23 protein-coding genes are annotated in these 24,954 nt (G+C 46.5%); 5 read left to right on the forward strand and 18 right to left on the reverse strand.

Going from position 1 to position 24,954, the window contains the following annotated elements; translation table 11 throughout:
• Positions 1-29: 29 nt before the first annotated feature.
• From MSP8886_RS16655 to MSP8886_RS16670, 4 genes are all read right to left on the reverse strand, one after another.
• Positions 30-797, reverse strand: coding sequence for an SDR family NAD(P)-dependent oxidoreductase (locus tag MSP8886_RS16655; RefSeq protein WP_067018490.1), 768 nt, complete (start codon positions 795-797; stop codon positions 30-32).
• A 22-nt stretch (positions 798-819) separates the two neighbouring features.
• Positions 820-1,584, reverse strand: coding sequence for a crotonase/enoyl-CoA hydratase family protein (locus MSP8886_RS16660; protein WP_067018492.1), 765 nt, complete (start codon positions 1,582-1,584; stop codon positions 820-822).
• Between the two features lie 259 nt (positions 1,585-1,843).
• Positions 1,844-3,052, reverse strand: a complete 1,209-nt coding sequence (locus MSP8886_RS16665) for a thiolase family protein (RefSeq protein ID WP_067018494.1) — start codon at positions 3,050-3,052, stop codon at positions 1,844-1,846.
• A gap of 4 nt (positions 3,053-3,056) precedes the next feature.
• Complete coding sequence (locus MSP8886_RS16670; RefSeq protein WP_067018496.1) at positions 3,057-4,631, reverse strand: acyl CoA:acetate/3-ketoacid CoA transferase; 1,575 nt, start codon at positions 4,629-4,631, stop codon at positions 3,057-3,059.
• Positions 4,632-4,948: 317 nt separating this feature from the next.
• Here MSP8886_RS16670 and MSP8886_RS16675 point away from each other — a divergent pair, with 317 nt between their 5' ends.
• Positions 4,949-5,401, forward strand: coding sequence for a MarR family winged helix-turn-helix transcriptional regulator (locus tag MSP8886_RS16675; RefSeq protein ID WP_067018498.1), 453 nt, complete (start codon positions 4,949-4,951; stop codon positions 5,399-5,401).
• A gap of 295 nt (positions 5,402-5,696) precedes the next feature.
• On the forward strand, positions 5,697-6,566 hold the full coding sequence (locus tag MSP8886_RS16680; protein WP_067018500.1) for an inositol monophosphatase family protein: 870 nt from the start codon (positions 5,697-5,699) through the stop codon (positions 6,564-6,566).
• Positions 6,567-6,639: 73 nt separating this feature from the next.
• On the opposite strand, the gene MSP8886_RS16685 is transcribed toward MSP8886_RS16680, so the two are convergent.
• The 4 genes from MSP8886_RS16685 to MSP8886_RS16695 all read right to left on the reverse strand — a co-directional run bounded on the left by MSP8886_RS16685 (position 6,640) and on the right by MSP8886_RS16695 (position 9,541).
• Positions 6,640-7,254, reverse strand: coding sequence for a TetR/AcrR family transcriptional regulator (locus tag MSP8886_RS16685; RefSeq protein WP_067018502.1), 615 nt, complete (start codon positions 7,252-7,254; stop codon positions 6,640-6,642).
• A gap of 72 nt (positions 7,255-7,326) precedes the next feature.
• Positions 7,327-8,199: a dimethylarginine dimethylaminohydrolase family protein gene (locus tag MSP8886_RS16690; protein ID WP_067018504.1), complete on the reverse strand. Its 873-nt coding sequence runs from the start codon at positions 8,197-8,199 to the stop codon at positions 7,327-7,329.
• A 195-nt stretch (positions 8,200-8,394) separates the two neighbouring features.
• Positions 8,395-8,529, reverse strand: a complete 135-nt coding sequence (locus MSP8886_RS22700) for a hypothetical protein (protein ID WP_281197868.1) — start codon at positions 8,527-8,529, stop codon at positions 8,395-8,397.
• 112 nt (positions 8,530-8,641) lie between these two features.
• The gene (locus MSP8886_RS16695) at positions 8,642-9,541 is read right to left on the reverse strand and encodes a LysR family transcriptional regulator (RefSeq protein WP_067018505.1); all 900 of its coding nucleotides are present in this window, start codon (positions 9,539-9,541) and stop codon (positions 8,642-8,644) included.
• 173 nt (positions 9,542-9,714) lie between these two features.
• On the opposite strand from MSP8886_RS16695, the gene MSP8886_RS16700 reads away from it, so the two are divergent.
• Positions 9,715-10,335 carry a DsbA family protein gene (locus MSP8886_RS16700; protein WP_067018508.1) on the forward strand — a complete coding sequence of 207 codons (621 nt, stop codon included), beginning with the start codon at positions 9,715-9,717 and terminating at the stop codon, positions 10,333-10,335.
• Positions 10,336-10,411: 76 nt separating this feature from the next.
• Here MSP8886_RS16700 and MSP8886_RS16705 read toward each other — a convergent pair whose 3' ends face one another.
• From MSP8886_RS16705 to MSP8886_RS22160, 6 genes are all read right to left on the reverse strand, one after another.
• Entirely contained in the window at positions 10,412-11,794 is a 1,383-nt protein-coding gene (locus MSP8886_RS16705; protein WP_217491359.1) for an efflux transporter outer membrane subunit, read from the reverse strand.
• Between the two features lie 5 nt (positions 11,795-11,799).
• A complete protein-coding gene (locus tag MSP8886_RS16710; RefSeq protein WP_139063168.1) occupies positions 11,800-13,746 on the reverse strand; it encodes a MacB family efflux pump subunit in 1,947 nt (648 codons plus the stop codon).
• A gap of 2 nt (positions 13,747-13,748) precedes the next feature.
• Positions 13,749-14,906, reverse strand: coding sequence for an efflux RND transporter periplasmic adaptor subunit (locus tag MSP8886_RS16715; RefSeq protein ID WP_067018513.1), 1,158 nt, complete (start codon positions 14,904-14,906; stop codon positions 13,749-13,751).
• A 241-nt stretch (positions 14,907-15,147) separates the two neighbouring features.
• A complete protein-coding gene (locus MSP8886_RS16720) occupies positions 15,148-16,422 on the reverse strand; it encodes a hypothetical protein (RefSeq protein ID WP_139063169.1) in 1,275 nt (424 codons plus the stop codon).
• A 103-nt stretch (positions 16,423-16,525) separates the two neighbouring features.
• Entirely contained in the window at positions 16,526-16,825 is a 300-nt protein-coding gene (locus MSP8886_RS16725; protein ID WP_067018517.1) for an alkaline phosphatase family protein, read from the reverse strand.
• Between the two features lie 31 nt (positions 16,826-16,856).
• The gene (locus MSP8886_RS22160) at positions 16,857-17,300 is read right to left on the reverse strand and encodes a TAXI family TRAP transporter solute-binding subunit (RefSeq protein ID WP_067018519.1); all 444 of its coding nucleotides are present in this window, start codon (positions 17,298-17,300) and stop codon (positions 16,857-16,859) included.
• A 288-nt stretch (positions 17,301-17,588) separates the two neighbouring features.
• Between MSP8886_RS22160 and MSP8886_RS16735 the strand changes: the two genes are divergently transcribed.
• Both MSP8886_RS16735 and MSP8886_RS16740 read left to right on the forward strand, forming a co-directional pair.
• Entirely contained in the window at positions 17,589-18,050 is a 462-nt protein-coding gene (locus MSP8886_RS16735; protein WP_067018521.1) for a DUF3237 domain-containing protein, read from the forward strand.
• 43 nt (positions 18,051-18,093) lie between these two features.
• Positions 18,094-19,035 carry a LysR family transcriptional regulator gene (locus MSP8886_RS16740; protein WP_067018523.1) on the forward strand — a complete coding sequence of 314 codons (942 nt, stop codon included), beginning with the start codon at positions 18,094-18,096 and terminating at the stop codon, positions 19,033-19,035.
• A gap of 42 nt (positions 19,036-19,077) precedes the next feature.
• Here MSP8886_RS16740 and MSP8886_RS16745 read toward each other — a convergent pair whose 3' ends face one another.
• From MSP8886_RS16745 to doeB2, 4 genes are read right to left on the reverse strand one after another with little or no spacing between them, the layout of a single operon-like run.
• Complete coding sequence (locus tag MSP8886_RS16745) at positions 19,078-20,439, reverse strand: NAD-dependent succinate-semialdehyde dehydrogenase (protein ID WP_067018525.1); 1,362 nt, start codon at positions 20,437-20,439, stop codon at positions 19,078-19,080.
• 10 nt (positions 20,440-20,449) lie between these two features.
• Positions 20,450-21,730, reverse strand: coding sequence for an ectoine hydrolase (gene doeA / locus MSP8886_RS16750; protein WP_067018527.1), 1,281 nt, complete (start codon positions 21,728-21,730; stop codon positions 20,450-20,452).
• A complete protein-coding gene (locus MSP8886_RS16755; RefSeq protein ID WP_067018528.1) occupies positions 21,727-22,986 on the reverse strand; it encodes an aspartate aminotransferase family protein in 1,260 nt (419 codons plus the stop codon). Before MSP8886_RS16755 ends, doeA begins: the two co-directional genes overlap by 4 nt.
• Positions 22,987-23,039: 53 nt before the next feature.
• On the reverse strand, positions 23,040-24,212 hold the full coding sequence (doeB2, locus tag MSP8886_RS16760; RefSeq protein ID WP_067018530.1) for a N(2)-acetyl-L-2,4-diaminobutanoate deacetylase DoeB2: 1,173 nt from the start codon (positions 24,210-24,212) through the stop codon (positions 23,040-23,042).
• Positions 24,213-24,954: the final 742 nt, after the last annotated feature.

A 24,954-nucleotide genomic window follows, 5' to 3' on the forward strand; every position in this document is an offset into this window, starting at 1 on the left:
CTGTTTGGCACCACAGCTTGCTAAACGCGTTATTTAGCGGCCATCCGCAGTGCGCCATCTAAGCGAATCACTTCGCCATTTAGCATGACATTTTCAATGATATGTTGAGCCAAAGATGCAAACTCATCAGGCTCACCCAAACGAGCAGGAAATGGTATAGAGGCCCCTAACGATTGCTGAACCTCTTCTGGCAACACATCCATCATCGGGGTTTTGAACAACCCAGGTGCAATGGTCATAACACGAATACCAAAGCGAGCAAGCTCGCGGGCAATTGGCAATGTCATCGCACAGACACCGCCTTTAGATGCTGAGTAGCCTGCTTGGCCAATTTGTCCATCAAACGCAGCAACAGAGGCCGTGTTAATGATCACACCGCGCTCTAAATCCGCATCTTGTTCATTGTGCTGCATTTTGTCAGCAGCCAAACGAACCATATTAAAGGTTCCCAACAGATTGACTTTTAAAGCGCGCTCAAAGCCAGCTAGACTGTGTGGTCCTTCGCGCCCAACCACACGTTCAGCACCAGGAATACCGGCACAATTGACAATACCGCGAATCGAGCCAAAAGCCTCAACCGCTTTATCCATACAGTTTTGTGCCGACGCTTCATCAGAAATATCCGTCGTCACCGCTTGAACGCGTTCACCAAGATCCGCCGCAACACGCTCTAATCCTTTTTCATTCATATCCGCGAGCGTGATCTTTGCTCCCAACCCATGAAGGCGGCGAGCAACCGCTTCACCAATACCAGAAGCCGACCCAGTCACAATAAAATGATTATTTTTGATTTGCATATTAATTGCTCCAATGAAGGTATTAGGAATTCTTTTTACGATTTAGAAAGGCATCGATACGCGCTTTCACTTCAGGACTGGTTTGCGTGACACCACAAAGTAAAGACTCGGTGTACATACCCTCAGAAGACGACATACTGTTAATATGACGTAGTCCAGTGGTCATCGCCCAGTTAGAATATTTAGAGTTCGTTGCGATCGTTGCCGCGACTTCACGAGCTTTTGCTAACGATGCGCCATTCTCAACCACGTAATGAGACAAACCGATACGCAATCCTTCTTCCGAATCGACATCACGACCAGTCAGCATCATTTCCGTCATTCGACTAGTACCAATCACATTCGCCACATTGACCGACGCACCACCGCCAACAAAAATGCCGTGACGACCTTCAGGCAAGCGATAAAAAGTACCTTGCTCAGAAACACGGATATGGGCACAGATTCCCAGCTCCAAGCCGCCACCGATGACAGCCCCTTGCATCGCTGCAACAACAGGAACCCCTGAATTCTGAATATGACCAAAAACGCGATGCCACATATTGGAATGCTTCACCACATCAAACGGCTCACGGGCGGTGTGCTCACTTAAATCTAACCCCGCGCAAAACTCAGGGCCGGCCCCTGATAACAAAATGACACTCACCTCATCACTGAGATTGATAAACACGTTTTCAATCTCAAGACACAACTTGTCATTAATCGCGTTCTTCTTTTCAGGGCGATTTAATACTAGATGGCCAATGCCATCTTCTACGGAAAAATTAATGTACTCATACGTTGCCATGCATCTGCCTCTATTCTTATGGTTATGCAGTCAAGGTCTGCCCATATTGTTTATATTGGTAAATAAATCATTAGACTGATAATAGTTGTACACATAAACAAATGTCAAACTCAACATTCTATGATTATTGAAAATATTTAAATAAATCGCCGTGTTGCACCCTGCACCAAGTAAGAAAAAAGCCATCCGAAGATGGCAAAGCCTTACAGCGACAGAAAATCACCACCGCTCGCTCTACGCAAACTGTGGACTTAATAACTTAGCGTTCAGACACCTTAATAATGGCAGCCATACCTGTATCGCCCGCTGCACAGCCAGTAAACAAGCCATAGCCACCGCCACGAATCGCCAGCTCTTCAATCATCTCAATAATGGCGCGCAATCCTGTTGGCCCTTGAGGGTGCCCCCAAATCAAAGAACAGCCATAGTTGTTCATTGTCATAACATCGATATTCAAGGCCTTAGCCAAGGCCACATCGTTCACCGCAAAAGGGTTGTGCGTTTTGATTGCATCAATTTGTTGAATATCAAGATTCGCCATTTTTAGCGCGCGTTGGGCCGCCTCAATGGGAGCCGCTGGCATGTAAGCCAAATCATCCCGAGCTTGACCAAACCCCAAGACTTCTACCTTGATCTCTGGCCGAGTCGACAGAGCCTGAGCTTGATCACTATGACAAATAATGATCGCCGCATTACCATCCGCCGGATGAGTTTGGTTACCAAAGGTGATCACTCCTCCTTCCATAATGGGTTTCAGCTTCGCCAGCCCCTCAGCCGTCGTAGGGAACACCCCTTCATCCCCCGTCAGAACCGTTTCTTCTTTCTTAAAGTTTGCGGTTGGCACGGACAAGGGCAAAGTCATAAAGCGTTTCTGAAACGCTTGATCATCTTTTAAAGCTTCTTGATATTGCTCATAACGACGTAAAGTAACGGCATCCAGCTCTTCCCTCGTAATATCAAAGCGCTTGGCAACATTTTCACCAGTTTGCATCATAGAATGGCCGCCCATAGGGTCATTCATCATGTTGTATGTCACCTGTGCTTCGCTCTGACCATAGCCCCCCATGCCTTTTGGGTTGGGGTAATAAATCTGCGGACCGTTAGAACAACGATCAGCCGACATCAGCAATGACACTTTCGCCATACCACACATGACTTCCGATGATGCCGCGAATAGGGCTCGCGCACTGGTCGCACAGACCTGATTAACCGCATGGCCTGGGGTACGAATTGCGCCAATATCATACAAAGCCCAAGGGGCACCATTGAAAGACTGATACTGGTTGATGGTCATGCCCAACACGCCAGAGTCAAAGATCAATGGATCAATCTCGCGTTTGGCCAGTTCCTGTTTTGCAACATGAGCGGCAAACTTCATCGAATGCAAATACTGTAGCGAGCCTTGCCATTTAGTAAACGGCGTACTCCAATAAGCACCATAAGGAATTTCAACATTGTTAATAGACATAAATTTACCCCTTGTTATTAGCCGCTACTGCCATGGCTTTCGTTAAACCGCCCCATTGCTCATAAAAGATCTCTTCTGGCATGGTTTTCAGGTCCGCTGCAATCACCGGTTTGAAGTCCATCATATCAAGCACATCTTTCTGTAAGTCCAGCCCTGGCGCGATTTCTGTTAACACCAAGCCTTCTTCTCGTAGCGCTAAAACACAACGTTCAGTAATAAAGAACACCGGTTGCTTATTCGCTTTCGCCACCTCACCACTAAAGGTAATATGATCCACGGAGCCAACAAATTTCTTCGTTTTGCCCTCTTCAACTACACGCGCTTTTCCCTCTTCGAAGACTAATTTCGCGCCATTCACCAAGGTACCGCAGAACACCATTTTTTTCGCACTTTGCGAAATATTAATAAAACCACCTGGGCCAACCACTTTTGGACCGAACTTACTAACATTCAAATTGCCATTTTGATCCACTTGAGCCAATCCAAGAAACGCCATATCCAAACCGCCGCCATCGTAAAAATCGAACTGCGACTCATGATTAATAATGGCTTCTGGGTTCCATGCCGCCCCAAAGTCGCCCCCTGAGGCCGGAATCCCACCATAGGTGCCAAGCTCTGTCGTCAAGGTGAATAATTGTGCAGCGTTTTCTTCTGCCGCTACCGACGCCACCCCATCAGGCATACCAATACCCAAGTTGACAATCGCCCCCTCTGTGAGCTCCATCGCTGCTCGACGGGCAATAATCTTACGATCGGAAAATTTTAAAGGCGGAATACCATTGGATGGCACACGGGCGTTGCCTGCTAAGCCGGGGTTATAATCTGTGGTAATGGTTTGCATATGGTCTTCTGCTGGGGCAACCGTGACATAGTCGACCAATACACCAGGTACTTTGACTTCTTTAGGAGGAATGCTGCAAGCCTCAGCAAGATACTTCACTTGAGCAATCACGATGCCGCCGCGATTTTTCGCTGCTTGTGCCATCGGCAGGATTTCTGCCATCATGGCTTCTTCTTCGACGGACAAGTTACCTTTTTCGTCTGCTGTTGTGGCTCGAATCACGACCACATCAACTGGGAAGCTTTTGTACAAAAGCCAATCTTCCCCTTCAATTTCAATACGCTTAACCAGTTCTTCTGTGGTGATGTTGGTTACCTTACCGCCATCGATTAATGGATCGACATACGTCCCCATTCCAATTTTGGTAATCACACCTGGTTTATTACCAGCAATCTGACGCCACAGGGTGGTCAATACCCCTTGTGGTAATAAATAAGCTTCGATTTGGTTATCAGCGATCAAATTCGCCATTTTTGGGGCTTGCCCTGTATGGCCAGACACCAGACGCTTTACTAACCCTTCGTGGGCCAAATGGGACATGCCCTTTTCTTTACCGTTGCCGCAACCGCAGTCATGAACTAAGGTTAAATTCTGTGGGTGGCCTGTTTGCAAAAAGCGCGCTTCGACTGATTTCGCTACTGCCTCAGCAAAATACGACATACCAACGGTAGACCAAGCCACACTGTCACCATCTTTAATTAGGCCTGCCGCTTGGTCCAAGGATATTACCTTGCTCATATATCACCTTCTTTATTTTAGATTTGTTATAGAATGCACCGGATAAAACATTCTATTGTTGTACACCACAACAGTTATTTTTGTAAATAATTATTTTTCCAGTCTGGCAAAAAAGGCCTAAAAAGCAAACGAAAGCGTAGATAAAAACACAAGCAATAAGGAGGGAGAAAAATATTTGATAGCGCGCGCAACAATTAAACATTACAATTATAAAAATTGAATAATAGATATAATAATTGAATAATACTCCCCTAGGTATGGCTTTACAGACAAAGACAGCCATCTAGATATGAATACAGAGAACTTAAGAGGTAGCCATGGCTCAAACCGACACAATCAACGACACCAACATTGACTTTGGGATGCTAGCGGAATCCGTCGGTTACCGATTACGACGCGCACAAATGAACTTCTTTGCAAAGTTCACCGAAATCTGCTCCGATTTAGGTATCAGCCCTGGCCTTTTTTCCGTTCTAGTCATCGTTGAAAAAAACCCAGGACTGACGCAAACCGCCGTTGCTCAAGCCCTTGGTAATGACCGCTCAGCGATGGTCGCCGCAGTAGATAAATTGGAAAGCATGAAGCTCATTGAACGCCGTCCAGCTAAAAATGATCGCCGTTCCTACGCCTTATTTATGACTAAATACGGCCAAGAGTTTTTTGAAATGTCGTCTAGAAAAGTCAGTGATTACGAAAGCACCATGATGGCCAGACTGCATAGTGATCAAGAAAAAGACCAGCTGATCGATATGCTCAAGCGACTATCTTAACCGCCCTATGATAAAAAACATGTCCTAGAACTAGGGATACTATTGTTATCCAACTCCCTTAGCCTCCTAAGAAAAGCTGGCCAGCCTCCCGATACTGGTCAGCTGTATACTCACCAACGGGACCTATAGGTTAGAACGAATACCAACACACCACAAATCACTATCTTATACTTATAAAAGCCTCGAAAACATATCATGGAAAAATTGGTTAAAAAATAATCTCTCCCCACACTTTGCGACCTTCATCAGGTATACTGCTTTTAACACGCAGCTGAGAAATGGTAAGTGGTCATCTATGAACCTCGATAAGCCCACACAAGCAAGACTCATCAACATCGTCCGTCGAGCAGGCCAAGAAATTGTTATGCCTAGCTTTCGCCAACTGGGTGCCGCCGATGTTAAAACCAAAAGTAGCCTTACGGACCTTGTCACCATTGCCGATAAAGCCAGCGAAAATTTTATTAGCAATGAAATTAGAACGGCGTTTCCTGATTGGGAAATCGTCGGAGAAGAAGCCGTCGCTGACGCCCCCTCAACGACCAATAAAATCGCCACCGCTGACACCTGTGTGATCATTGACCCCATCGATGGCACATGGAACTACGCCCATGGATTATCGGATTTTGGTATCATACTTGCCGTGGTCGTAAAGGGAGTCACACGTTTTGGCTTACTTTATGACCCCGTAAATGATGACTGGATTTACGCTAATCTAGGAGAAGGCGCGTTTTTCCAACGCACCACCATGAATGAAAAAGGCAGGAACCAAACGCCGACTCAAGCACCATTACCCTTGCACATCACCGCTGAACCCGAGCTAGACAAACTCGCTGGCATCATGTCGGTTAACTCTTATAGTGATGAGAGAAAACGAGACTTTGCCCTAAAAGCGTCTCGCTTTGTACGTATTAACAACCTACCGTCTTGCCCTGCTTATCGACAAATCGCCCAAGGCCACTTTCACTTCAGCCTCACTTATAAAATGCTGCCGTGGGATCACGCAGCGGGCGTACTGGTTCACACTGAAGCTGGCGGCATCTGCCGGACACTTGATGGCCAAGAATACAGCCCAACCCTGCTCAAGGGTGAAATGCTCGCCGCCCAGTCAGAAACTCAATGGCAGGAATTGGCGGCGTATTTTAGAAACGAAACAAGCGACCATTAAAAAAACATGTCTCACTAAAGCGATATCTCGCCTTGCCTCATAGAGGACTTTGCTTCCTTTGAGACTCCATATTTTAATCTAGTTCAAGCTGTAATACCGACGAAGCAGCGTGCAACCCAAGCTGCTCCAACTCCCCTTTAGCAAACTTATCAGTTGCTAAACTGCCTTCTAACCACAGTCCATCAATAATCGCATTCACTTGAATGGCGAAGCCCTGCACCGCCTTATTGTCCAACACCTTATCTTCTTGCTGAAAAGAGTCGGCGATTAACACCGCCAGAATATCCGTGGTATCCACATAAGCTTCACGGCGAATGGTCGCCATTTCAGGATCGCTGTAGGTTAAAGGCAAAAAATTCGCCCACAACAAAACCGTTCGCGGCGCCACAATCGGCGGGCTCAGGGTTGCCCGAATAAACTCGCGTAAACGGACTTTTGCCGGGACAGACTCATCCTCTACGCCAACACGTGCCGTCACATAAATATGCTCCAACAGCGCCGCATACGCGGCACGAATCAGCTCATCTTTGCCCGAGAAGTAAAAGCGAATTAAACCATTGGTCACCCCCGCATAGTCGGCCACTTTGCGCACCGTCGCCGCTTGCAAACCTTCTTGGGCAATACACTCAAGGGTCGCTTCGATCAGCGCTTGGCGGCGCTTATTGCTTTCTCTTCGTTTTGTTTCCATGGTGTTAATTCGCTTTTTACCAATAAATCTATAGAGACAATGTCACGAAATGACGGGCGAAACCAAGCATGGTTAGGCACGTAAGATAGTATTGGTTAAGCACGTCGGCCCACCTTCACAGGCAATACAAAGGGCATCGCCTTCAAACACATGTACCGTACAACCCGCCTCTTCCATCATTTTTTTGGTTTTTGGGAAACCATCAATCATGATGCACTCACTCGGTTTCACCGGCAGTACGTTTAGATTCAAGCCACCGCTTGCCAAAAACTCTTCCGCTGGTGCATCCAACAGAGTAAAGCCTTCTTCAAGTAAAAGCTGATAAAAGGCCGTTGGCATTAGAGGAGAATAAATCAGCGCGAGCTTATCATCCAAAGGCGAGATCATCGACATAAGATGCAAGCAAGCTTCTGCCCCTTGCCAAACGGGTAAATCAAAACCAATGACAGTGATCTCATAAGGATTCAAAATCGCATTCAGCTGCGCAATGCCTTCACGGTTAGAACGAAAGCCACAGCCCACCACAATGGTTTTGTCGTTTAGCCAAATAAAATCGCCCCCTTCAATACGCCCATTGCCAGTAAGCTTACCAATAACAGGCACACCAGCGGCTTCATAAGCCTCGCCATGCATCGCAGGCTCTGGCACACGCAAAGGTTTGCCCATGTTGAGCAACACCGCACCGTGATCCGTTACCAAAGAAGCATCTTGGGTAAACATGGCATCACAAAGGCCATCGCCATTGTCTTCAAGCCAAGTGATTTCCGCGCCAGACTCTGCCACCAGCTTGGCAAACACATCGTATTGGGCAATGGCTTTGGGGGCATCAAACAGACTGCCGTAATGCCATTCGTTGGCGTCCGCCGCAAGCAAACTCTTACCTGGACGACGCATTAATACACGCTTGATCGGTGCGACCATGGATTGACTGCCGAATGTTTTCATCTCTTTTCCCCTCACCCTTCTGTGTTTCGCATTAGCACGAATTCTAAAAATTCAACGGATAAGCGACATTATTATGCACTTGCATAAAATTATGCAAGTGCATAATAAAAATTTTAGCGACAAAAAAACCGGGCACTTAGCTCGGTTTCTTAAACAATTTTTCTTTATCGGACCCATTTGGCCCAGCAATCAATCTCAAGCTTGGCAAATCAAATCCTCAGTACTTAAATGCGGTCTTTCTGCGACCAATTTCACTTCCGTTGTTGAATGATCAGGATTGCGCAGAGGGTCTTTGCGAGCTTTACGAGAAATCATTTTAACTATACTCATTGCGGCCTCCAATAGTAAGCATTTGATTCCTTAGAATGGATAACACTATATCAGCGAAACGCCACGATAGTTTATTTTCTATTCATCAACACAACGAACGAAGCACCCAAGGTCACCATGGATTATCAGCAAAGTAGCTTTCTAGATAATCGATTAAAGCACGTACAGTAGGCGACAAATGTTTACGGGAGGAGTATAGGGCGTAGATGGTTAGATCTCTGGGAGTCCATTCTGGCAATACGTGGCACAAGCGGCCATCGTGTAGGTAGTAGTTTGCCAAATAAGTGGGTTGCAATGCGACGCCCATGCCGTTCAATACGCCATGCAAGAGTGCTGTTGCTTCGTTAACGCTTAAACGACAGTCCACCGATACCGACTCAAATTGCTCGCCTTTCGACAAGTGCCAAATATGGCGTTCAAAGTTTTTGTACCCCAAACATGCGTGCTTCACTAAGTCCTGCGGGTAATGGATTTCACCCAATGTGTGGCGCGTTTTTTCAAGATACGCCGGAGAAGCAACCAACACAGATTCGCACACTGCAATGGGTTTACCGATTAAAGAAGAGTCTGGGTTGGAGGCGATGCGGATCGCAAGGTCGATGCTTTTGTCCGTTAAATCCGCAGTGCTGTCTTCTAAATCAATATCAATACGCACTTGCGGATGCAGATCCATAAAGCCTTGTATTGCGGGCATTAATTGGGAATAACCAAACGACATGCTGCTGGTAATGCGCACCATGCCAGAAAGCTCCTGGCTATTGTTCACTAAGGCGGTGAGTTGATCCGCTTGTTGTAACCATTGTTCGACGTCTTTTAAGCAGGCTTCCCCCGCACTAGTGAGGGATACTTTGCGGGTTGTTCTGTGTAGTAGGCGAATCTGTAGCCAATCTTCCATGGCTTCTATGTATCGCGTCACCATAGGGCGAGACATGTTCAAACGGGTTGCGGTACGAGAGAAACTCTGTGATTGGGCCACATCAAGAAATACTTTTGCAGCGGTAACTCTGTCCACTATTCTTCCACCTGCTCGATTTAAGAAACAAAGATGCTCATTTTTGTCTATTTTTCCGAGCAAGACAATTCTTTATTCTAACGCCATAACTTTGAGGTTACTGGACAGCGTCGGTTAAAACCGTTTTCTCACGCGATTTCCACTCAATTTTCGAACTCAATAGGTAAAATACAATGCTCAAAGTTCACTACTTCTTCGACCCAATGTGCGGTTGGTGCTATGCCGCGTCTTCTTTGGTGGAGGTGTTGGCAAATATGCAAGCATTCGAAATTCTCTATCATCCTGGTGGTATGATCCCTAAACGGGCCATTGAACCGTCGTTTAGACAACATATTTTGCAAGCGGACAAACGCATTACCGAGATGACAAAGGTGCCTTTTGGTGACAATTATATTGCCCGTGTAAAAGGGCCGGAAGAATACGTTGTGGATTCTCTGCTCCCTACCCAAGCCATGATCGCAGGGGAAAAAATGGGCATTGATCGTCATACAATGCTAGTGGCGATGCAAAAGGCACACTACCAAGAAGGCAAGCATTTGCACGAGCCCGAGGTATTGGCAGAACTAGCGGTGTCCCTTGGTTTAGATAAAGCCGAATGGGAGAAGACAATGGCGCAGTCTGACAATGCAATGAAATCGGAAATAACCCAAAGCCGTCAACTTATGTCACAGATGCAAGTCAGTGGCTTCCCAACCTTTATCCTTGAAAAAGATGTCACCTGGATGCCTTTGTCTCACAGCGCATTCTATGGCAAGCCCACTGAATGGAAGGCGTATCTTAGTAATTTACTCTAAGACTGTAAGCCATTGCTTTCATGGACTTTCTTTCTTCATGCATCCAGACACAATGAAGCGGCCGTATTGTTTAACATCATTCGGCCCTTCTGCCCTGCGTTTCCATGCCTCCGCCCAACGCTTGAATCAGCGTCACGTGATTCTGGAGTTGTGCCAAACATGTTGTCGCTAGAGCCACCTCAGCGGAACGTCGCCGTTTCTTGGCATCCAGCCAAATCCGCAAGGCAACCTGTCCAGCACGGTAGCGCGCTTCGTAGATTCTTTCTATCTCTATTGCTTCATTGAACATGCGCCATTGCGCAGCTTCTTGCTGGGCAAGTTGCGTTCGCGCTGACAGGGCTTTTTCGACGTCGGCGAAGGCGTTGTATAGCGACTTTCTGAATATGACAATGGCTTCTTCATAACGTGTACGGGCGATGGCTTTATTGATACGCATGTCGCGGACATTAAGGAAAGGTAACGTCAGGCCCGCTCCGAGTGTGGCCACGGGATGGGCCAATACGTTTAGTAAAGCGGTACTCGATGTACCAAGGCTGCCAGTTAACGAAAGAGCAGGATAGTAACGTGCTTGAACGGCGTCACTACTGGCTAAAACACGGCGCAAACGTAATTCCGCTGCACGCAAGTCGGGACGGCGCAGCAGAAGTTCTGCTGGCAATCCTGCCTGCACCGACGGCAGTGGCCGCATCGGTAGATGCTCAGGAGCGGGAGACGGTGGCACAGCACCATCGAACAACACCATGAGCGACTGCTGCAATTCCGCTTTCGCTTGGACAAGCTGACTGAGTGCTAGTTTTTGTTCGGCAACGGCTTGCTCTGCCTCTCTGCGCTCTAACCCCGATACAGCACCCACTGCGTATTGGCTCAATACTAGATCATGAATGCGAGCGGCATCGGCCACATTCTGTTTAGCCAAGGCGATTTGTTGGTTAGCAAAGGCCAGTTGCCAATACAATTTGACCGTGGTACCAACCAGAGATAGGGCTACAGCGTCTCGATCTTCAGCGGTTGCCTTTGCCTCGAACGCAGCGGCATCACGCTGAGCTCCCAGCCGATCAAATAAGTCTATTTGCCATGTCACTCCTAGCGTTCCTGTAGTGGTTTTAGTAGAGCCCTGGGTATCACCAGACAGTGGACGGCTCACGCTAGTTGCAACCGTGCCGTTGAAAGCAGGTAATAAGGCATTGCCTGCTAAACGAGACTCAAGGGTCGCACGTTTCACACGGATGGCCGCCGCCGCGAGGTCGGCATTACGAGCGCGAGCCAAATCAACCCAAGCATCTAGATGCGGCTCCTCTAACCGACGCCACCAGGCATCAAGAGGAGTGACCCCAACGTCACCGGTGACGTTTTTAAAAGTCTCCGGTAGTGAAACAGCCGGTACGTGATAGTCAGTACGGGTGAGAGTGGAGCAGCCTGTCAGTATAACAGCGGCCAATACAACACTTTGCTTAAACATAGTCATCAGTCCCTCGCCAATGCTTGGATCGGATCCAGCCGAGAGGCATTGCGGGCAGGAAAAAATCCGAAAGCGATGCCGATCAATGAGGCACAGGCAACCGCTAGCAACATAGAGTCCACGGAATAGATTAATGGTAGATCGATCCCCGTGAGCTTAATCAGCCCTCCCACTGACAATGCCAATGCGATACCGATGAACCCACCGACCAAACACACCAATACCGACTCAATCAGAAATTGCTGTAGAATATCGACTTGACGAGCCCCCACTGCCATACGTACACCAATCTCACCAGTACGTTCAGTGACGGATACCAACATGATGTTCATCACCCCAATGCCACCAACAAGCAGTGCAATGGCGGCAATTGCAGAGATTAATAGCGTGAGCGTTGCACTGCTTCTCTCCACCGCCTGACGTACTTGGTCTGAGTTAAAGATGGAAAAATCCTTGCTGCCATGACGACGAACCATAAAGCTTGTCACTGCTTGCTCAGCGGCCTTGCTGGAAACCTTGCCCTTTAGACGCACGGTAATATTATCCAGATAAGACTTCCCTATCAGGCGAGTGGCGACAGCACTGTAAGGGACATAGAGGATGGGACTGGAGCCAGTGAAATTGTTTTGCGATGGCTTTAACACGCCAATGATCTCGACTGGCATGTCTCCAATCAACACGACCCTACCGATTGGGTGAGCAGTGTGTGCAAACAAAGCGGCCTGTGCCCGTTGATCAATAATGGCCACTTGGGCAGCTTGTTCGGCCTCACGCTCGTTAAAAAAACGTCCATTGGCAAGCTTCAAGCCACGTACTCGAAAGTAGTCTGCACCGACACCGTTCACCTGAGCTTTTGCAGCAATATTCTGATACAGGGCTGTCACACTGGTTGAAACATTAGGGGTTACACTGTCGATATAGGGTTGTGTTGCCAGTGCTTCAGCATCTCTTGCGGTCAGGGTTTCGATGGCGGCCGCCTCTAAATCACCAAAATCACTACCAGGATAGATATCCAGCGTATTCGTCCCCAAATCACTAATCTGACTCATAACCTGCTGCTGGGCACCACGACCAATCGCCACCACAACGACCACGGCAGCAATACCGATGATAATGCCCAGCATAGTCAAAAAGGTCCGTAAGCGGTGTGCATTCATCGAACGTAGCGCCATACGGAATGCTTCCGTAAAGCCTCCCCAAAACGCACTCAACACATCGGCACGGAGTGGCAGTTGATGATGCAAAGCTGATGGCGGGTTGCTTGGTTCGCGACGCTGATCGGCGACAATCACCCCATCGCTGATTTCAATCTGCCGAGGTGCATGTGAGGCCACTTCCATGTCATGGGTGACAAGAATAACCGTATGACCGTCAGTGTTGAGTTCCCGTAGAATATTCATTACTTCCACACCGCTGGCTTTATCCAGCGCACCCGTGGGCTCATCGGCTAGAATAACTGCGCCGCCATTCATCAAAGCACGCGCAATCGACACACGTTGTTGTTGCCCACCCGAGAGTTTACTCGGACGAAAATGCTGTTTATCTCCCAAACCAAGACGGGCTAATAAAGCGCTCGCCCGTTCATGGCGCACTGAGGAATCACAGTTGGCGTAGATGGCTGGCAGTTCAACATTGCTAAGAGCACTGATATCAGTCAGTAGATGGTAACGCTGAAAGATAAAACCAAAATGTTCGCGTCTCAGTTCGGCTAATTCATCCCGACTCAGTGAACTGGTTTCTCGCTCTGCGATCCGGTAAGTACCAGAACTAGGGCGATCCAAACATCCGAGAATATTCATCAGGGTCGACTTACCCGAGCCAGATGCCCCCACAATGGCCACCATCTCGCCTTCGTCGATACGCAGGTTAATGTCTTTCAAGATCGTGACAACATCTTCCCCAGCAGCAAATTCACGGTGCAGATTACGTATTTCAAGTAATGGCGATCCCACGGCTATATCCCCATCAGATTGGCTGACGAATTACTCTCAGACCCGGCCTCACCGAGGACGACCTGTTCACCAGGCTTCACACCAGAAATAACCACCGCTTGGTTGGTCGTGGTTGTTCCTATCATCACCTGACGAGAAACCACTTGGTGAGTTTCAGGATTCACCACTCGAACCCGATAGCCATCATCGATACGCTCCCCCAATGCGGCTATGGGAATCAGCACAACACCCCGCTCCCTTGCTACCAGCACAGATACCTGAGCTGTCATTGATGGCTTCAACACGCCTTTAGAATTCGGTACATCGAACAGCGCATTATAGTAGATGGCTTGAGCGGTACTGGTTTCACCTTTGACAATGGATTTTGGTGCAGGCTCAATTTGTTCAATGTGTGCCTGATAGCGATGCTTCTGCCCCAGTGTGGTAAACCAAACCGACTGGCCGGGATGAATTTTATTAACATCAGCTTCCGCGATTTTAGCTCGAACGGTCATGACATTGAGTTTAGCGAGGACCACAATCGTAGGAGCTGACTGGAATGAATTAAGCGTCTGGCCCTGTTTGGTCACCACGGCGACGACCACGCCATCCATGGGGGCAGTAATACGTGCGTAGGTCAATTTGATGCGTGCCGTTTCTACCTGTATACGAGCTTGATCAATTTGTGCTTGTAGTGAGTGGATTTCCGCACGGACCACATCTCGTGCTGCCCGTGCTGCTTCAACATCGGCCCTTGCCGTGGCATCAACCGCTATCAATGTTTTTTGCCTATTGTAGGTGAGTTGTGCTTGCACCAATGTCGCCTGTCGAGCAGCCTTTTGTGCTTGTAATGAAGCGACGGACGCTTCTGCATTACGCAGTGCTAGCTGTTGTGGCTTGGCATCAATTTCGGCAATAAGATCGCCCGCTTTCACCTTCTGCCCCAGTACGACATGTAGACGCTGGACTTGACCTGTCACCTGAGCGCCAACATTGACCAGCTCCTTAGGCTGTAAGCGCCCTAATGCCGTGACCGTCTGATCCAGATTGCCGACCGTCACAGTAGCCGTCAAAAAATTGGCACTACTGGTTTGCATTAGATTTGACGAAAACGCGACGCTAACCGCAATCACCGCCGCGATAGAAGAACCGATAAAAACCCATCGTCGATGAATCGACATATAACACCCTTTCTTAGGTTGCAGTAGTTAAGAGAGCCGATTCTCGCATTGCTCGATGGAGTATCGATTGATGTTGTGTGGAGGTTTTATGGAGGGACAACGGTCCGCATTTTTTACGATATGTTTAAAGCGGTGCTAGTAAGCATAAGTGGAAAAACTTTCTGTCTAATCTCATGAATCAGATATGTTCATAATTAAGCGAGGAAACCACTGTCTAGAGGCTCTAGACAGTGGTTTTTAATTAGAATTGGTAATTCACAGATGTCCGTAGGACTGTCAATGAATCTTTTGGAACATTTTGATTGTAATCGATATAGGATAGCTGCATCAGCGCAGACAAACCTTTAATGTCTTGAGACTTATAATCGACGCGCAAAGACGCTTCATATCCACCATCTAAATCCGTACCACGACTGTGTTTTATCCCCTGCGCACTTTGTTGCCAAGAGGTATAACCAATTGTCGTTTTAAAGCCCGGTATGTGAAAGCCATAATTTGCTGCAATCGATGTGGTTTTCAGACCGGCGAAATACTCGCCCTGTAAACCTGGGTTATAAGCACGAAACATGGGTACATGCCCTAACGTCCCTGGGAAGCTCGCCGCATCTTGCACGGAAGTATACGCCAACTGAACACCAATACCATTAAAGGTATTTTTAACAAGTGCGCCCCAATAGCCAGTATTGGCGCTGTTTTCAAAATTGGCCGACAATGTCTTAGCACCGACCACCCAATTGGTATCTAACACTTTATAAGTCAAACCCAAAAAGCTTGTATCGTAATCCTTCGCCGTTACCGCTATCGGTGGATCGCCTGCATTTTTATCATTATGATTTGCTAACCATTGAGCTTCAATGTTTAAGCCGTTGATGCTTTTGTTATTTAGGTAGAGCGAAACGACGGGATGGTGATAACTTTTACTGGTTTGGGTGAGAGAGCCATTATTATCATCGCCATAGCGCATATTCCATTTCGTTACATACATAACGCGCAAGAGAGTATTCTGAATATCTTTATTCTCAAGCACTGCCGCATCAAACGAATCTTTCATTGGGTAGATGCCACTATTCATTAATAAAGGAGAAACAATCCCCTGTCGGCCGATGCGTATGTGAGTATTGGTTATCTCTTTACGGAAACGATAATCAAGGAAAGCGCGATACAAATTTGTCGTATTGACCGTCACACGATGATCATTTTCCCCGCCGGATGTCGTTAGCGTGTCATTGTCTTGAATTTTCCAGTCGTAACCTGTTTCAGATCCCACGCCTACTTTAAATCCGTAATAGGATCCCGTGAGGTAGTCTAAGGTTAATGCCGAACCTAAGACTTTCGCGTTGTTAAGCGCGCCTGCGCCTGCCGCGTCGGATTGGGTGGCAAGTTCTAGCGTATTACGAAGTCCACCCGAGAAAGTGCCTCCTTTGATCGCATCTTGTAAACTGTCGGCCTTAGCATCGGCACTGATTGCCCCGATCATAGACATAGTAATGAGAGTTCCATAATGTATTCTTTTCATTGTAAACAACCTTTTTATTATTATTTAAGTTCATTCCCTTTATGGAAATGTCTGCTGCATGCTGTTGCATATATCAACAACATATTGCCCTACAATAAAAACCCTAACGCTGAGGCATATCCGCAACGCTATAGCCAAGACTCACGGTGGCATCCTCTGGTATTGCAGGAATCGTAGCATTCCAAACGAGCCACTGCTGTCTCATCTCCTCTAATTTTTCAGGATACTTTTTCCCCAAATTTGCTCGCTCACGGGCATCATTGGTTACATTAAACAAGTATTCATGCTCATCTACTTTTAGATATTTCCAATCACCAGTGCGCAAAGCCCTTTGATTACGATGATTCATGCGCCAATATAGTGGCCGCTCAAACTCTTCCGTCTCTCCTGTTAGAACCGGCATCAGGGATACTCCATTGACAGGATAATCGGGATTAAATTGACCATTTCCCGCTTCCAGTCACGATGGTCCTATATACGCGTTTGCCTTTTGCTTCAGGCCAACTTTTAATACCGGACTTGGCGCTTGTAATGGCATGATAATAACTTCCAGGAATGGCAAATAAGGCACGAACATTCCCTGCAATTGACTTGGTTTTATCGGCAATTTTGGCATATGGGCCTGTGCCCTTTTGAAAGTCTTCATACGCGAGAGGAGGAACAACGGCAGAATCTGGTTTGCCTAATGCTATTTTAAGAAGAGACTTGGTGAGCGTTTGATTGAGAGCAAGCTGAATATTTATGCCACTTTTCGCCCAGTATGGGGCCATGGCCTGAGGCAACATACCAAGAACACTGTTTTCACTGGCTGATTCCATGCCTATCGTTTGCGCCTGGCTGACGGTCGCAACAAACGCGCTGGCATAAACAAGACCCATGATCCCTATCAGCTTCCTAAAGAACCTTTTGAAAGTAGACATTTTATTACCCTGCTGATTTTATTTTTTTTGTTTAGCGGTAAACAATCTACCTCCATTGCATATATCCGTAAAATAGCAATTTGAATCTTTAATCATACAAAAATGCATACGAAAATTGGCTTGTTTGCTTGAATAGTGCAAACTGGTAGACCTTGTATACACAGAAGACGTGCCAGAAAATGTGATTAGAACGACTCTCTTCTTCAATATATAAGAACTAAAAATTACAAGAATAGGAGGTTCTATATGATAAATGCGCCAACACTGAATTACTTCGCCACGTTAGAAATCGAAGTGGCTGAGCCACAAGAAATCGGTAAATCAATACACGGTGAACGTCGTATCATCCCCATTTTAGGTGGCAACATTTCTGGGCAGAACTGGCAAGGTAAAGTGCTATTAGGCGGGGCAGACTACCAACTGATTGCCACTCCAAGACTGGCGCTTCTGGATGCACACTATACCATTGAGACAAACCAAGGAGAGTGTATTTATGTCCATAATAGCGCCATTCGAGTGGCCTCCCCTGAAGTGACACAACAAATCAAAAAAGGCGAACCGGTGGATCCTCAGCAAGTTTATTTCCGCTGTGCTCCTAAATTTGAAACCAGTGCAGAACGTTTTCAATGGATCACTGAACGTCTTTTTATCGGAGTGGGGGTTCGCAAACCCACATTGGTTGAATTAACGTTATTTGAAGTAGGCTGATCCCCAGCTGAACAGTCGCCGATGATTTAAATAGGCATTGTTAATGGAATCCAAACACCTTGTTTACTTATCTATTGTTCTAGAAAAAGGCTCCATAACCGCCGCAGCCGAGCATTTAAATATTGCCCAACCGACGCTAACGAGAGCCATGGCCACCCTAGAAATGCAAGCAGGTGCACAACTGTTTACTCGCAGCCGTTTTGGCGTCTCAAGTACTCCAGTGGGTGAATCCTTAGCCAGAGAGGGACGCGCGATTACTCGCAGATTAGACTCGGCAAAAGAGCAGGTATCTCAATATAAATTAGGCATTAAACATAATTTACGTATTGCTTCTGGCTCACTGCTCTCAATGGAAATATTGCCCATCATCATTGAAAAAATGTTAGAGAAACACCCAGAAATAGCGATAACGGTGACCTGTTTAAATCCATCCATTGCTTTAGAAGGATTGATTGACGATCAATTTGATATCATTATCGCTCCCCAATCAACGGACAAAATCACCTCAACACTCCACAGAGAACTCATCATCCGAGATAAAATCGGTATTTTTTGCGGTAAAAATCATCCCCTTGCCAGTGAAAAACACATTCAAAATAGGGATTTCATCGAGCAAGATTGGCTCAGCCTAGGTATCGCTTCTTATTTTGAAAAGCAAACGACAGAAATGCTAACGTCCTACGGTATTCATGGCATGAAAACCAAAGTCATCTTTCGAAATGACGCAATGATGCTGATAAAAATGCTGTCTACAGGGCGCTACCTTGCTGCCTTACCCAGTTTTCCAGTCTCAACCATTCAAAAACATTATCCCATCATTGAAATTAAAATGAATGATGTTACGCCAATAAACAGAGACTTGTATCTATGGTGTACAAAATCGCTAAAAGACTACACCGCTTACTTATCATTTAGAAATATCGTTCGCAGTGTCTTTGACGACCTATCTAAAAGCAACGAAGTGGAAAAAATAGAGGGAAAATAGCAAGGGGCCAAATAAGGCCCCTTGCTAATAACAAAACTTACGCTAAGCAATCCAAATCTGTTGCACATTAACAAATTCACGAATGCCCTGAGGGCCAAGTTCGCGCCCATACCCCGAACGGCCAATGCCACCGGAGGGTAAACGAGGATCACTTTTCACAATCCCATTAACGGCTATCTGCCCCGACTGCAAATGATTGACAGCCAGATCAATGGACGCTTGGCTGCGCGTCCAGATACTCGCTCCCAAGCCATACTCTGTCGCGTTTGCCAGTTCAAGCGCTTTTTCTAACGTTTGTATGGGGGTCACACTTAGCACTGGGCCAAAGGTTTCTTCTTCAAACGCCGCCATACCAGGTTGCATATCGACTAATAAGGTTGGTGGATAAAAAAAGCCTGAACGAGAGGGTAAGTCTCCTCCTACTAAACAGCGAGCCCCCGCTTCAATACTTTTTGAAACTTGCTGATGAAGCTGATCCCGTAAGTCTGCCCTTGCCAAAGGCCCTAAATTATTGCTTTCGTCTCTTGGGTCACCACATTTCAGTTTACTAAAGCGTTCACGAAGTGCTTCGCATACCTCATCATAGATGCTCTGCTCCACAAATAATCGCTTCACTGCAATACAGGACTGTCCAGCATTGATCATCCGCGACAGAGTAATCACATCAAGGGCTTTCTCGAGATCCGCATCCGCCATGAGGATACATGGATCCGACCCGCCAAGTTCTAATACCGCCGGCTTTAAACCTGCTGCAGCTTGAGAGGCAATGGTTTGTCCCGCCCGGCTTGACCCAGTAAAAGACACGGCTTTGACTTTCGGGTGATCAATCATTTTACTGGCCACATCATTGGCAACGGCTAAGTTCGCCACAACGTTTTCTGGCACACCCGCTCGATAGAAACATTCAACCAATCTACTTGCCGTTGTCGGCACATTTGGATCGGCTTTCATAACACAGGTGTTGCCTGCTATTAAAGCAGGGGCTAAAAAACGCAGAGCCAGCCAAACAGGCGCATTCCAAGGTAAAATACCTAAAACGGTACCAAGAGGAGGATACTGAACATAACTGTGACTGGCATCCGATTCTAGTGTCTCAGACGACAAAAACGCCGCTCCATTCTCAGCGTAATACTCGGCACACCAAGCACTCTTTTCTACTTCTGCAAGGCCTTCTTTAACGGGTTTACCCATTTCCAATGCCATAAAGTCTGCGAGCACTGCTTTGTCTTCTCGAAGCTCAGCGGCCACGGCGTTGAGCAATGCAGCTCGTTCTGCCATGCTTTTCCCTCGCCATGAAACAAAGCCATCCGCCACCTTGTCTATAACTGCATTGGCTTGCTCTAACGTCAATGCGGGAGAAGGAGGTAAAGCTTGGCCTGTCGTTGGATTAATCACTTCTAACATTACGCACCTCTTATTCGTTGACGGCTTTGTCAGCTGATTTCGCATTCGCTTTGGGCTTTTTCACGTTTTCTTTAGCTGGCGTGCCAGATAACTCTATCGTTTTTGTTTCCGGCTTAGACTCTGCCTTGCCTGGTTTGACGGTAAAATCACGATCCAAACTAAAAAATGAACGACAGCCGTCTTCGGTAATTTCGATTGTATCTGAAATACCGCAGGTCTTATTGCCTTCAATCCCCCACATCCAAGGAATCATGTGAAAGGTCATGCCCGGTTTAAGTACTGCAGAATTTCCCTGTTTCAAGCTAATAATATACCCTTCATCCCAGCTTGGTGGAAACGCAATCCCGATTGAGTAACCGGAACGAGTAATCAAACTCGCTCCAACTTGGTTATCCATAATGATATTACGCACCATATTATCCACATCTGAGACGGTCATCCCAGGCTGAACCAGGCGATGAATTTCATTTAATGCCCGCTTCATGATTTCTTGAGATTGATACATCGCATCCGATAACTCGCCTAAAATCACCGTACGCATCATCGCGGTATGGTAACGGCGATAGCAACCTCCTACCTCTAAAAAGACGTGTTCATTGGGTTGTACGGTTCGACCTTCAAAAGATGCATGACCTATCATGGTTCTGGGCCCAGACGTGACATAAGGCATAACCGCCGGTGTCTCACCACCAGCACGAAACATAGCCGCCGCAATTTCAGCGCCAATTTCATTTTCTGTGATTCCAGGACGACATATTTCAATGCCCGCCTTCATGCCTGCTTCTGTCGCTATTGCCGCACGACGCATGACCGCAATTTCTTCTTGCGATTTACTAATACGCCCTTCTTCAACAATACCAAAGCAATCCATCAATTTGGCATTTCTCAAGGTGGTATGAATGCAATCTTGTTGATAAGCAGGAAAGAAATAACTGTTTCGCTCATAGCCAATACGTTTGTCACCTAAACCAAACTCACGTAGTGCATCCACCAGCATTTGAATAGCATCCCCTGTATCTGGGTAAGGCCTTGTCACTTCCACCCAAGTACGAGCAAATATATTGGACTCTTCTAATGCCCGGGTGATCATAAAGGGCTCTTTTTCGAGAGGAATCACCAGTGCTTGGAAAAAGGAATAGCCTGTCGTCTGGTAATCCGTTAAGTAAGTAATGTTTTCCGGATCGGTCACTACCACGGCGTCCAAACGGCGCTCAGCAATACGAGCTCGTAATTCTGCAAGTCGACGCTGATATTCAGCGAAGGTAAACGTCATATCATCGCGTTCAATCATGCGGCTTCCTCCATTACAAAACGTACAGCACTTTTCAGAATATCGAGACCTTCCATTAAATCTGCTTCAGGAATCGTCAACGGCGGGATGATTTTCAATACTCGCCCACCACTGCCACAAGCACCAATCATCAGGCCATTTTGAAAGCAGCGCTGTACAACTTTAGCCGCCAGTTCACCCTTGCCCATATCCAATCCTAAAATTAGCCCTTTGCCACGTAACTCATGGGCACTTTTCTCAGCGACCAATGGCTCTAGAGCAGAGCGAACTTGCTCGGCTTTTTGCGCCACTTCCTTCATTAGGTCTGCGTTTTCAAAATAACTAAGTGCCTCCGCGCCCGCAACAAAGGACAAGTTCTGGCCCCGAAATGTACCAGTGTGTTCGCCAGGGGACCAATGCTTATCCAAATCAGGATTCACCAAGTTCATGGCCATGGGCGTACCAACCCCACCGATACCTTTCGCCAGGGTAATAATGTCTGGCTTGATCCCCATGTCATCAAAACTAAAATACGACCCTGTGCGACCACAGCCAACTTGGATATCATCGACAATCAGTACAGAACCAAACTCTTTCGCTAGCTTTTCAAGCTTTTGCATCCATTCCTTACTGGCAACATTCACCCCACCTTCAGCTTGAATGGTTTCCACCATAAAAGCTGCTGGAGGCTTAATGCCACTGGAAGAATCACGATATTGACTAGCCAATGAATCTAATGCTGCAAGGGCGGCTTTAGCATCATGAGCTTGATCAAAACGTTCATGACTTACATGTAGTAAAGGCACACCAGAAGCCTGACGGAAATATTCATTGGCTGTTGCAGCTAATGCCCCCAATGTCATGCCATGGAAGCCTTGGCTAAAGGCTACAATGTTATGCCGCCCAGTGACATTTCGAGCTAGCTTCATCGCAGCTTCTACTGCATTCGTGCCCGTTGGCCCCATAAATTGAATACGGTGTGGCATGTTTCGCGGTTTAAGAATGACATCGGTAAATTTTTGCATAAACGCTGCTTTGGCTTGCGTTTGCATATCAAGACTGTGCAACACGCCGTCTTTTTCCATGTAATCAATCATTGCCTGCTTCATACGCGGGTTATTATGGCCAAAGTTCAATACTCCAGCGCCAGCAAAAAAATCAATGTACTCCTTACCGCTCTCGTCTACCTGACGTGAGTTTTTTGCCGTAACAAAAACCGTTGGGTACGTGCGAGCATAAGCTCGAATGTTGGATTCTCGTTGTTCAAAAATACTCATAACGTCTCCTAATTAACCCTGTATTCAATTGCTTTGGTGTTGAGTTGTATGCGTTACCGCTTTGGTGGTGATTGATCAGCAAGGCCTGCCAGTTGGCAAAACCAACGACAGACATCGGCAATCAACCGATCATTGAAATCGTAGTGTGGACTATGACATGACACGTTGTGACCTTCGCCGTCGTCACTGCCAATCAAGGCAAATGCCCCAGGTACAGCCTGTAAGTAATAGCTAAAATCCTCTGAGGCCATAATGGGTAAGGATTGACCGTGGTTCAGTGCTTGCTCGCCATAAAGAGACTGCCAAACGTGTCTTGCCTGAGTTGCCTGCTCTTTATGATTGATAGTGGCTTGATAACGAGTCTCATGCTGCACGACGCATTCCACGCCATAGGCCGCTGCGGTTTGCGTGGCAACCTGAGTTATATGATCAGTAATAAGCTGTCGAGTCGCCTCATCCGGTACACGAATACTGCCACTTAATGTAGCGGTTTCCGGTATCACCGTCGGTGCCGTACCGGCATTCATTTGCGTCACACTAATCACCGCCGTTGCTTGCGGCGCAAGACGTCGACTCACTATTTGTTGTAACGCAAGATTGACGGCACTGGCCGCTAACAGTGGATCAGCACATAGTTCAGGCTGGCTGGCATGACCTCCATGGCCGTTAAACGACATGCTGAAAGTCCCATTACCGCACATCACTATATTGTCTGGACAAGCTAGGGTGCCGTAGGGCAAGGCGGGCCAATTGTGCCAACCATAAATCGCACCAACGTTGTCCAATGCTCCCTCCTTGATCATTTCACGAGCACCATGAAAGCCCTCTTCCGCAGGCTGGAAAATGAGCACAACAGGCTGAGGTAACTCATGCTCAAACCGCTTCAACCAACGTGCCGTTGCTAGTAAAGTCGCGGTATGGCCGTCATGCCCACAAGCATGCATACAGCCTGTATTTAACGACGCCCATTCTTTTCCAGTTTTCTCATCAATGGGCAAGGCGTCCATATCCCCACGAAGTGCAATTGCCGCCCCTTTCGCCTCTCCATTGAGCCAAGCAAGGGTGCCTGTAGCCGCACAAGCTCGCCAAGGAATATTCAATTCATCCAGTTGAGCACGAACCAATGACGCCGTATTTCGTTCTTGCCAACTAAGCTCTGGATGAGCATGCAAATGCTTACGCAACCTTTCTGCATAAGCAATATTGTCTTGCCATGCATCCGACATCTATCACTCCGAGAAGAAAATAAAATATAAAAAGAAATAAACACTCCATTACAGTAGTAATTAAACAATTGAGCTTTTGCAAGAGGGAAAAATAAATAAAAGTAAATTATAAAATTAAAATAATAGCTAAACAGAAGAAAAAAATGCTCAAAACAAACACATAGAGAAAAAACATAAAATATGAATTTTTTTTAATTTACACACTTCAACCTTAAGAGAAGAATAATTCTCACGCACCAAAGAAGAGCGCAAAAGCACTAAGATTAGGCACCTAAGTGAATAAAGGAAAATAATTAAAGCATTAACTATAAAGATTAGTTCTATAACATTTGAAAGCTAAAAAATAAACCCAAATATAATTAGACATATAAGTTTTTATTTTTTTATTTAAAGAAAATAAAAATTAAGAGACATTTAGCTTTATAAAAACTAAAACAACCAAAAATTTATTATTTTAATAAAACCATGAGTGATGTACTTATTATCTAAACTTTCGGGACATTAATCTTCAAATAAGAGAGGCCTTAAAAAATATGCTTTAGTATCCAACAAGAAGCGACTGACAGACTCTGTGAGTGAGATAAGCTCACTACTCACGATAGAAAGCGTCAAAATGAGTGCCCAATAGCATTCAGATAAGATCATTGACAACAATGAGGAGCAATCGTCGACAAACAGCCCACTATTCGAAAGCAAGGTAGAACCCCGTTAGCTACTTTTTGCTATAGGAGCACGACAAAAT

The sequence above is a fragment of the Marinomonas spartinae genome (assembly GCF_900089775.1).
GTDB classification, from domain to species: domain Bacteria; phylum Pseudomonadota; class Gammaproteobacteria; order Pseudomonadales; family Marinomonadaceae; genus Marinomonas; species Marinomonas spartinae.

Bases quoted from the DNA above. Each gene is read 5' to 3' on its own strand.
- MSP8886_RS16680 (WP_067018500.1), top strand. From the start codon at position 5,697: ATGAACCTCGATAAGCCCACACAAGCAAGACTCATCAACATCGTCCGT.
- MSP8886_RS16690 (WP_067018504.1), bottom strand. From the start codon at position 8,199: ATGAAAACATTCGGCAGTCAATCCATGGTCGCACCGATCAAGCGTGTA.
- MSP8886_RS16670 (WP_067018496.1), bottom strand. From the start codon at position 4,631: ATGAGCAAGGTAATATCCTTGGACCAAGCGGCAGGCCTAATTAAAGAT.
- MSP8886_RS16755 (WP_067018528.1), bottom strand. From the start codon at position 22,986: ATGAGTATTTTTGAACAACGAGAATCCAACATTCGAGCTTATGCTCGC.
- MSP8886_RS16720 (WP_139063169.1), bottom strand. From the start codon at position 16,422: ATGAAAAGAATACATTATGGAACTCTCATTACTATGTCTATGATCGGG.
- MSP8886_RS22160 (WP_067018519.1), bottom strand. From the start codon at position 17,300: ATGGGTCTTGTTTATGCCAGCGCGTTTGTTGCGACCGTCAGCCAGGCG.
- MSP8886_RS16715 (WP_067018513.1), bottom strand. From the start codon at position 14,906: ATGTCGATTCATCGACGATGGGTTTTTATCGGTTCTTCTATCGCGGCG.
- MSP8886_RS16665 (WP_067018494.1), bottom strand. From the start codon at position 3,052: ATGTCTATTAACAATGTTGAAATTCCTTATGGTGCTTATTGGAGTACG.
- MSP8886_RS16675 (WP_067018498.1), top strand. From the start codon at position 4,949: ATGGCTCAAACCGACACAATCAACGACACCAACATTGACTTTGGGATG.
- MSP8886_RS16655 (WP_067018490.1), bottom strand. From the start codon at position 797: ATGCAAATCAAAAATAATCATTTTATTGTGACTGGGTCGGCTTCTGGT.
- doeB2 (WP_067018530.1), bottom strand. From the start codon at position 24,212: ATGTCGGATGCATGGCAAGACAATATTGCTTATGCAGAAAGGTTGCGT.
- MSP8886_RS16745 (WP_067018525.1), bottom strand. From the start codon at position 20,439: ATGTTAGAAGTGATTAATCCAACGACAGGCCAAGCTTTACCTCCTTCT.
- MSP8886_RS16685 (WP_067018502.1), bottom strand. From the start codon at position 7,254: ATGGAAACAAAACGAAGAGAAAGCAATAAGCGCCGCCAAGCGCTGATC.
- doeA (WP_067018527.1), bottom strand. From the start codon at position 21,730: ATGATTGAACGCGATGATATGACGTTTACCTTCGCTGAATATCAGCGT.
- MSP8886_RS22700 (WP_281197868.1), bottom strand. From the start codon at position 8,529: ATGAGTATAGTTAAAATGATTTCTCGTAAAGCTCGCAAAGACCCTCTG.
- MSP8886_RS16700 (WP_067018508.1), top strand. From the start codon at position 9,715: ATGCTCAAAGTTCACTACTTCTTCGACCCAATGTGCGGTTGGTGCTAT.
- MSP8886_RS16725 (WP_067018517.1), bottom strand. From the start codon at position 16,825: ATGCCGGTTCTAACAGGAGAGACGGAAGAGTTTGAGCGGCCACTATAT.
- MSP8886_RS16705 (WP_217491359.1), bottom strand. From the start codon at position 11,794: ATGTTTAAGCAAAGTGTTGTATTGGCCGCTGTTATACTGACAGGCTGC.
- MSP8886_RS16740 (WP_067018523.1), top strand. From the start codon at position 18,094: ATGGAATCCAAACACCTTGTTTACTTATCTATTGTTCTAGAAAAAGGC.
- MSP8886_RS16660 (WP_067018492.1), bottom strand. From the start codon at position 1,584: ATGGCAACGTATGAGTACATTAATTTTTCCGTAGAAGATGGCATTGGC.
- MSP8886_RS16735 (WP_067018521.1), top strand. From the start codon at position 17,589: ATGATAAATGCGCCAACACTGAATTACTTCGCCACGTTAGAAATCGAA.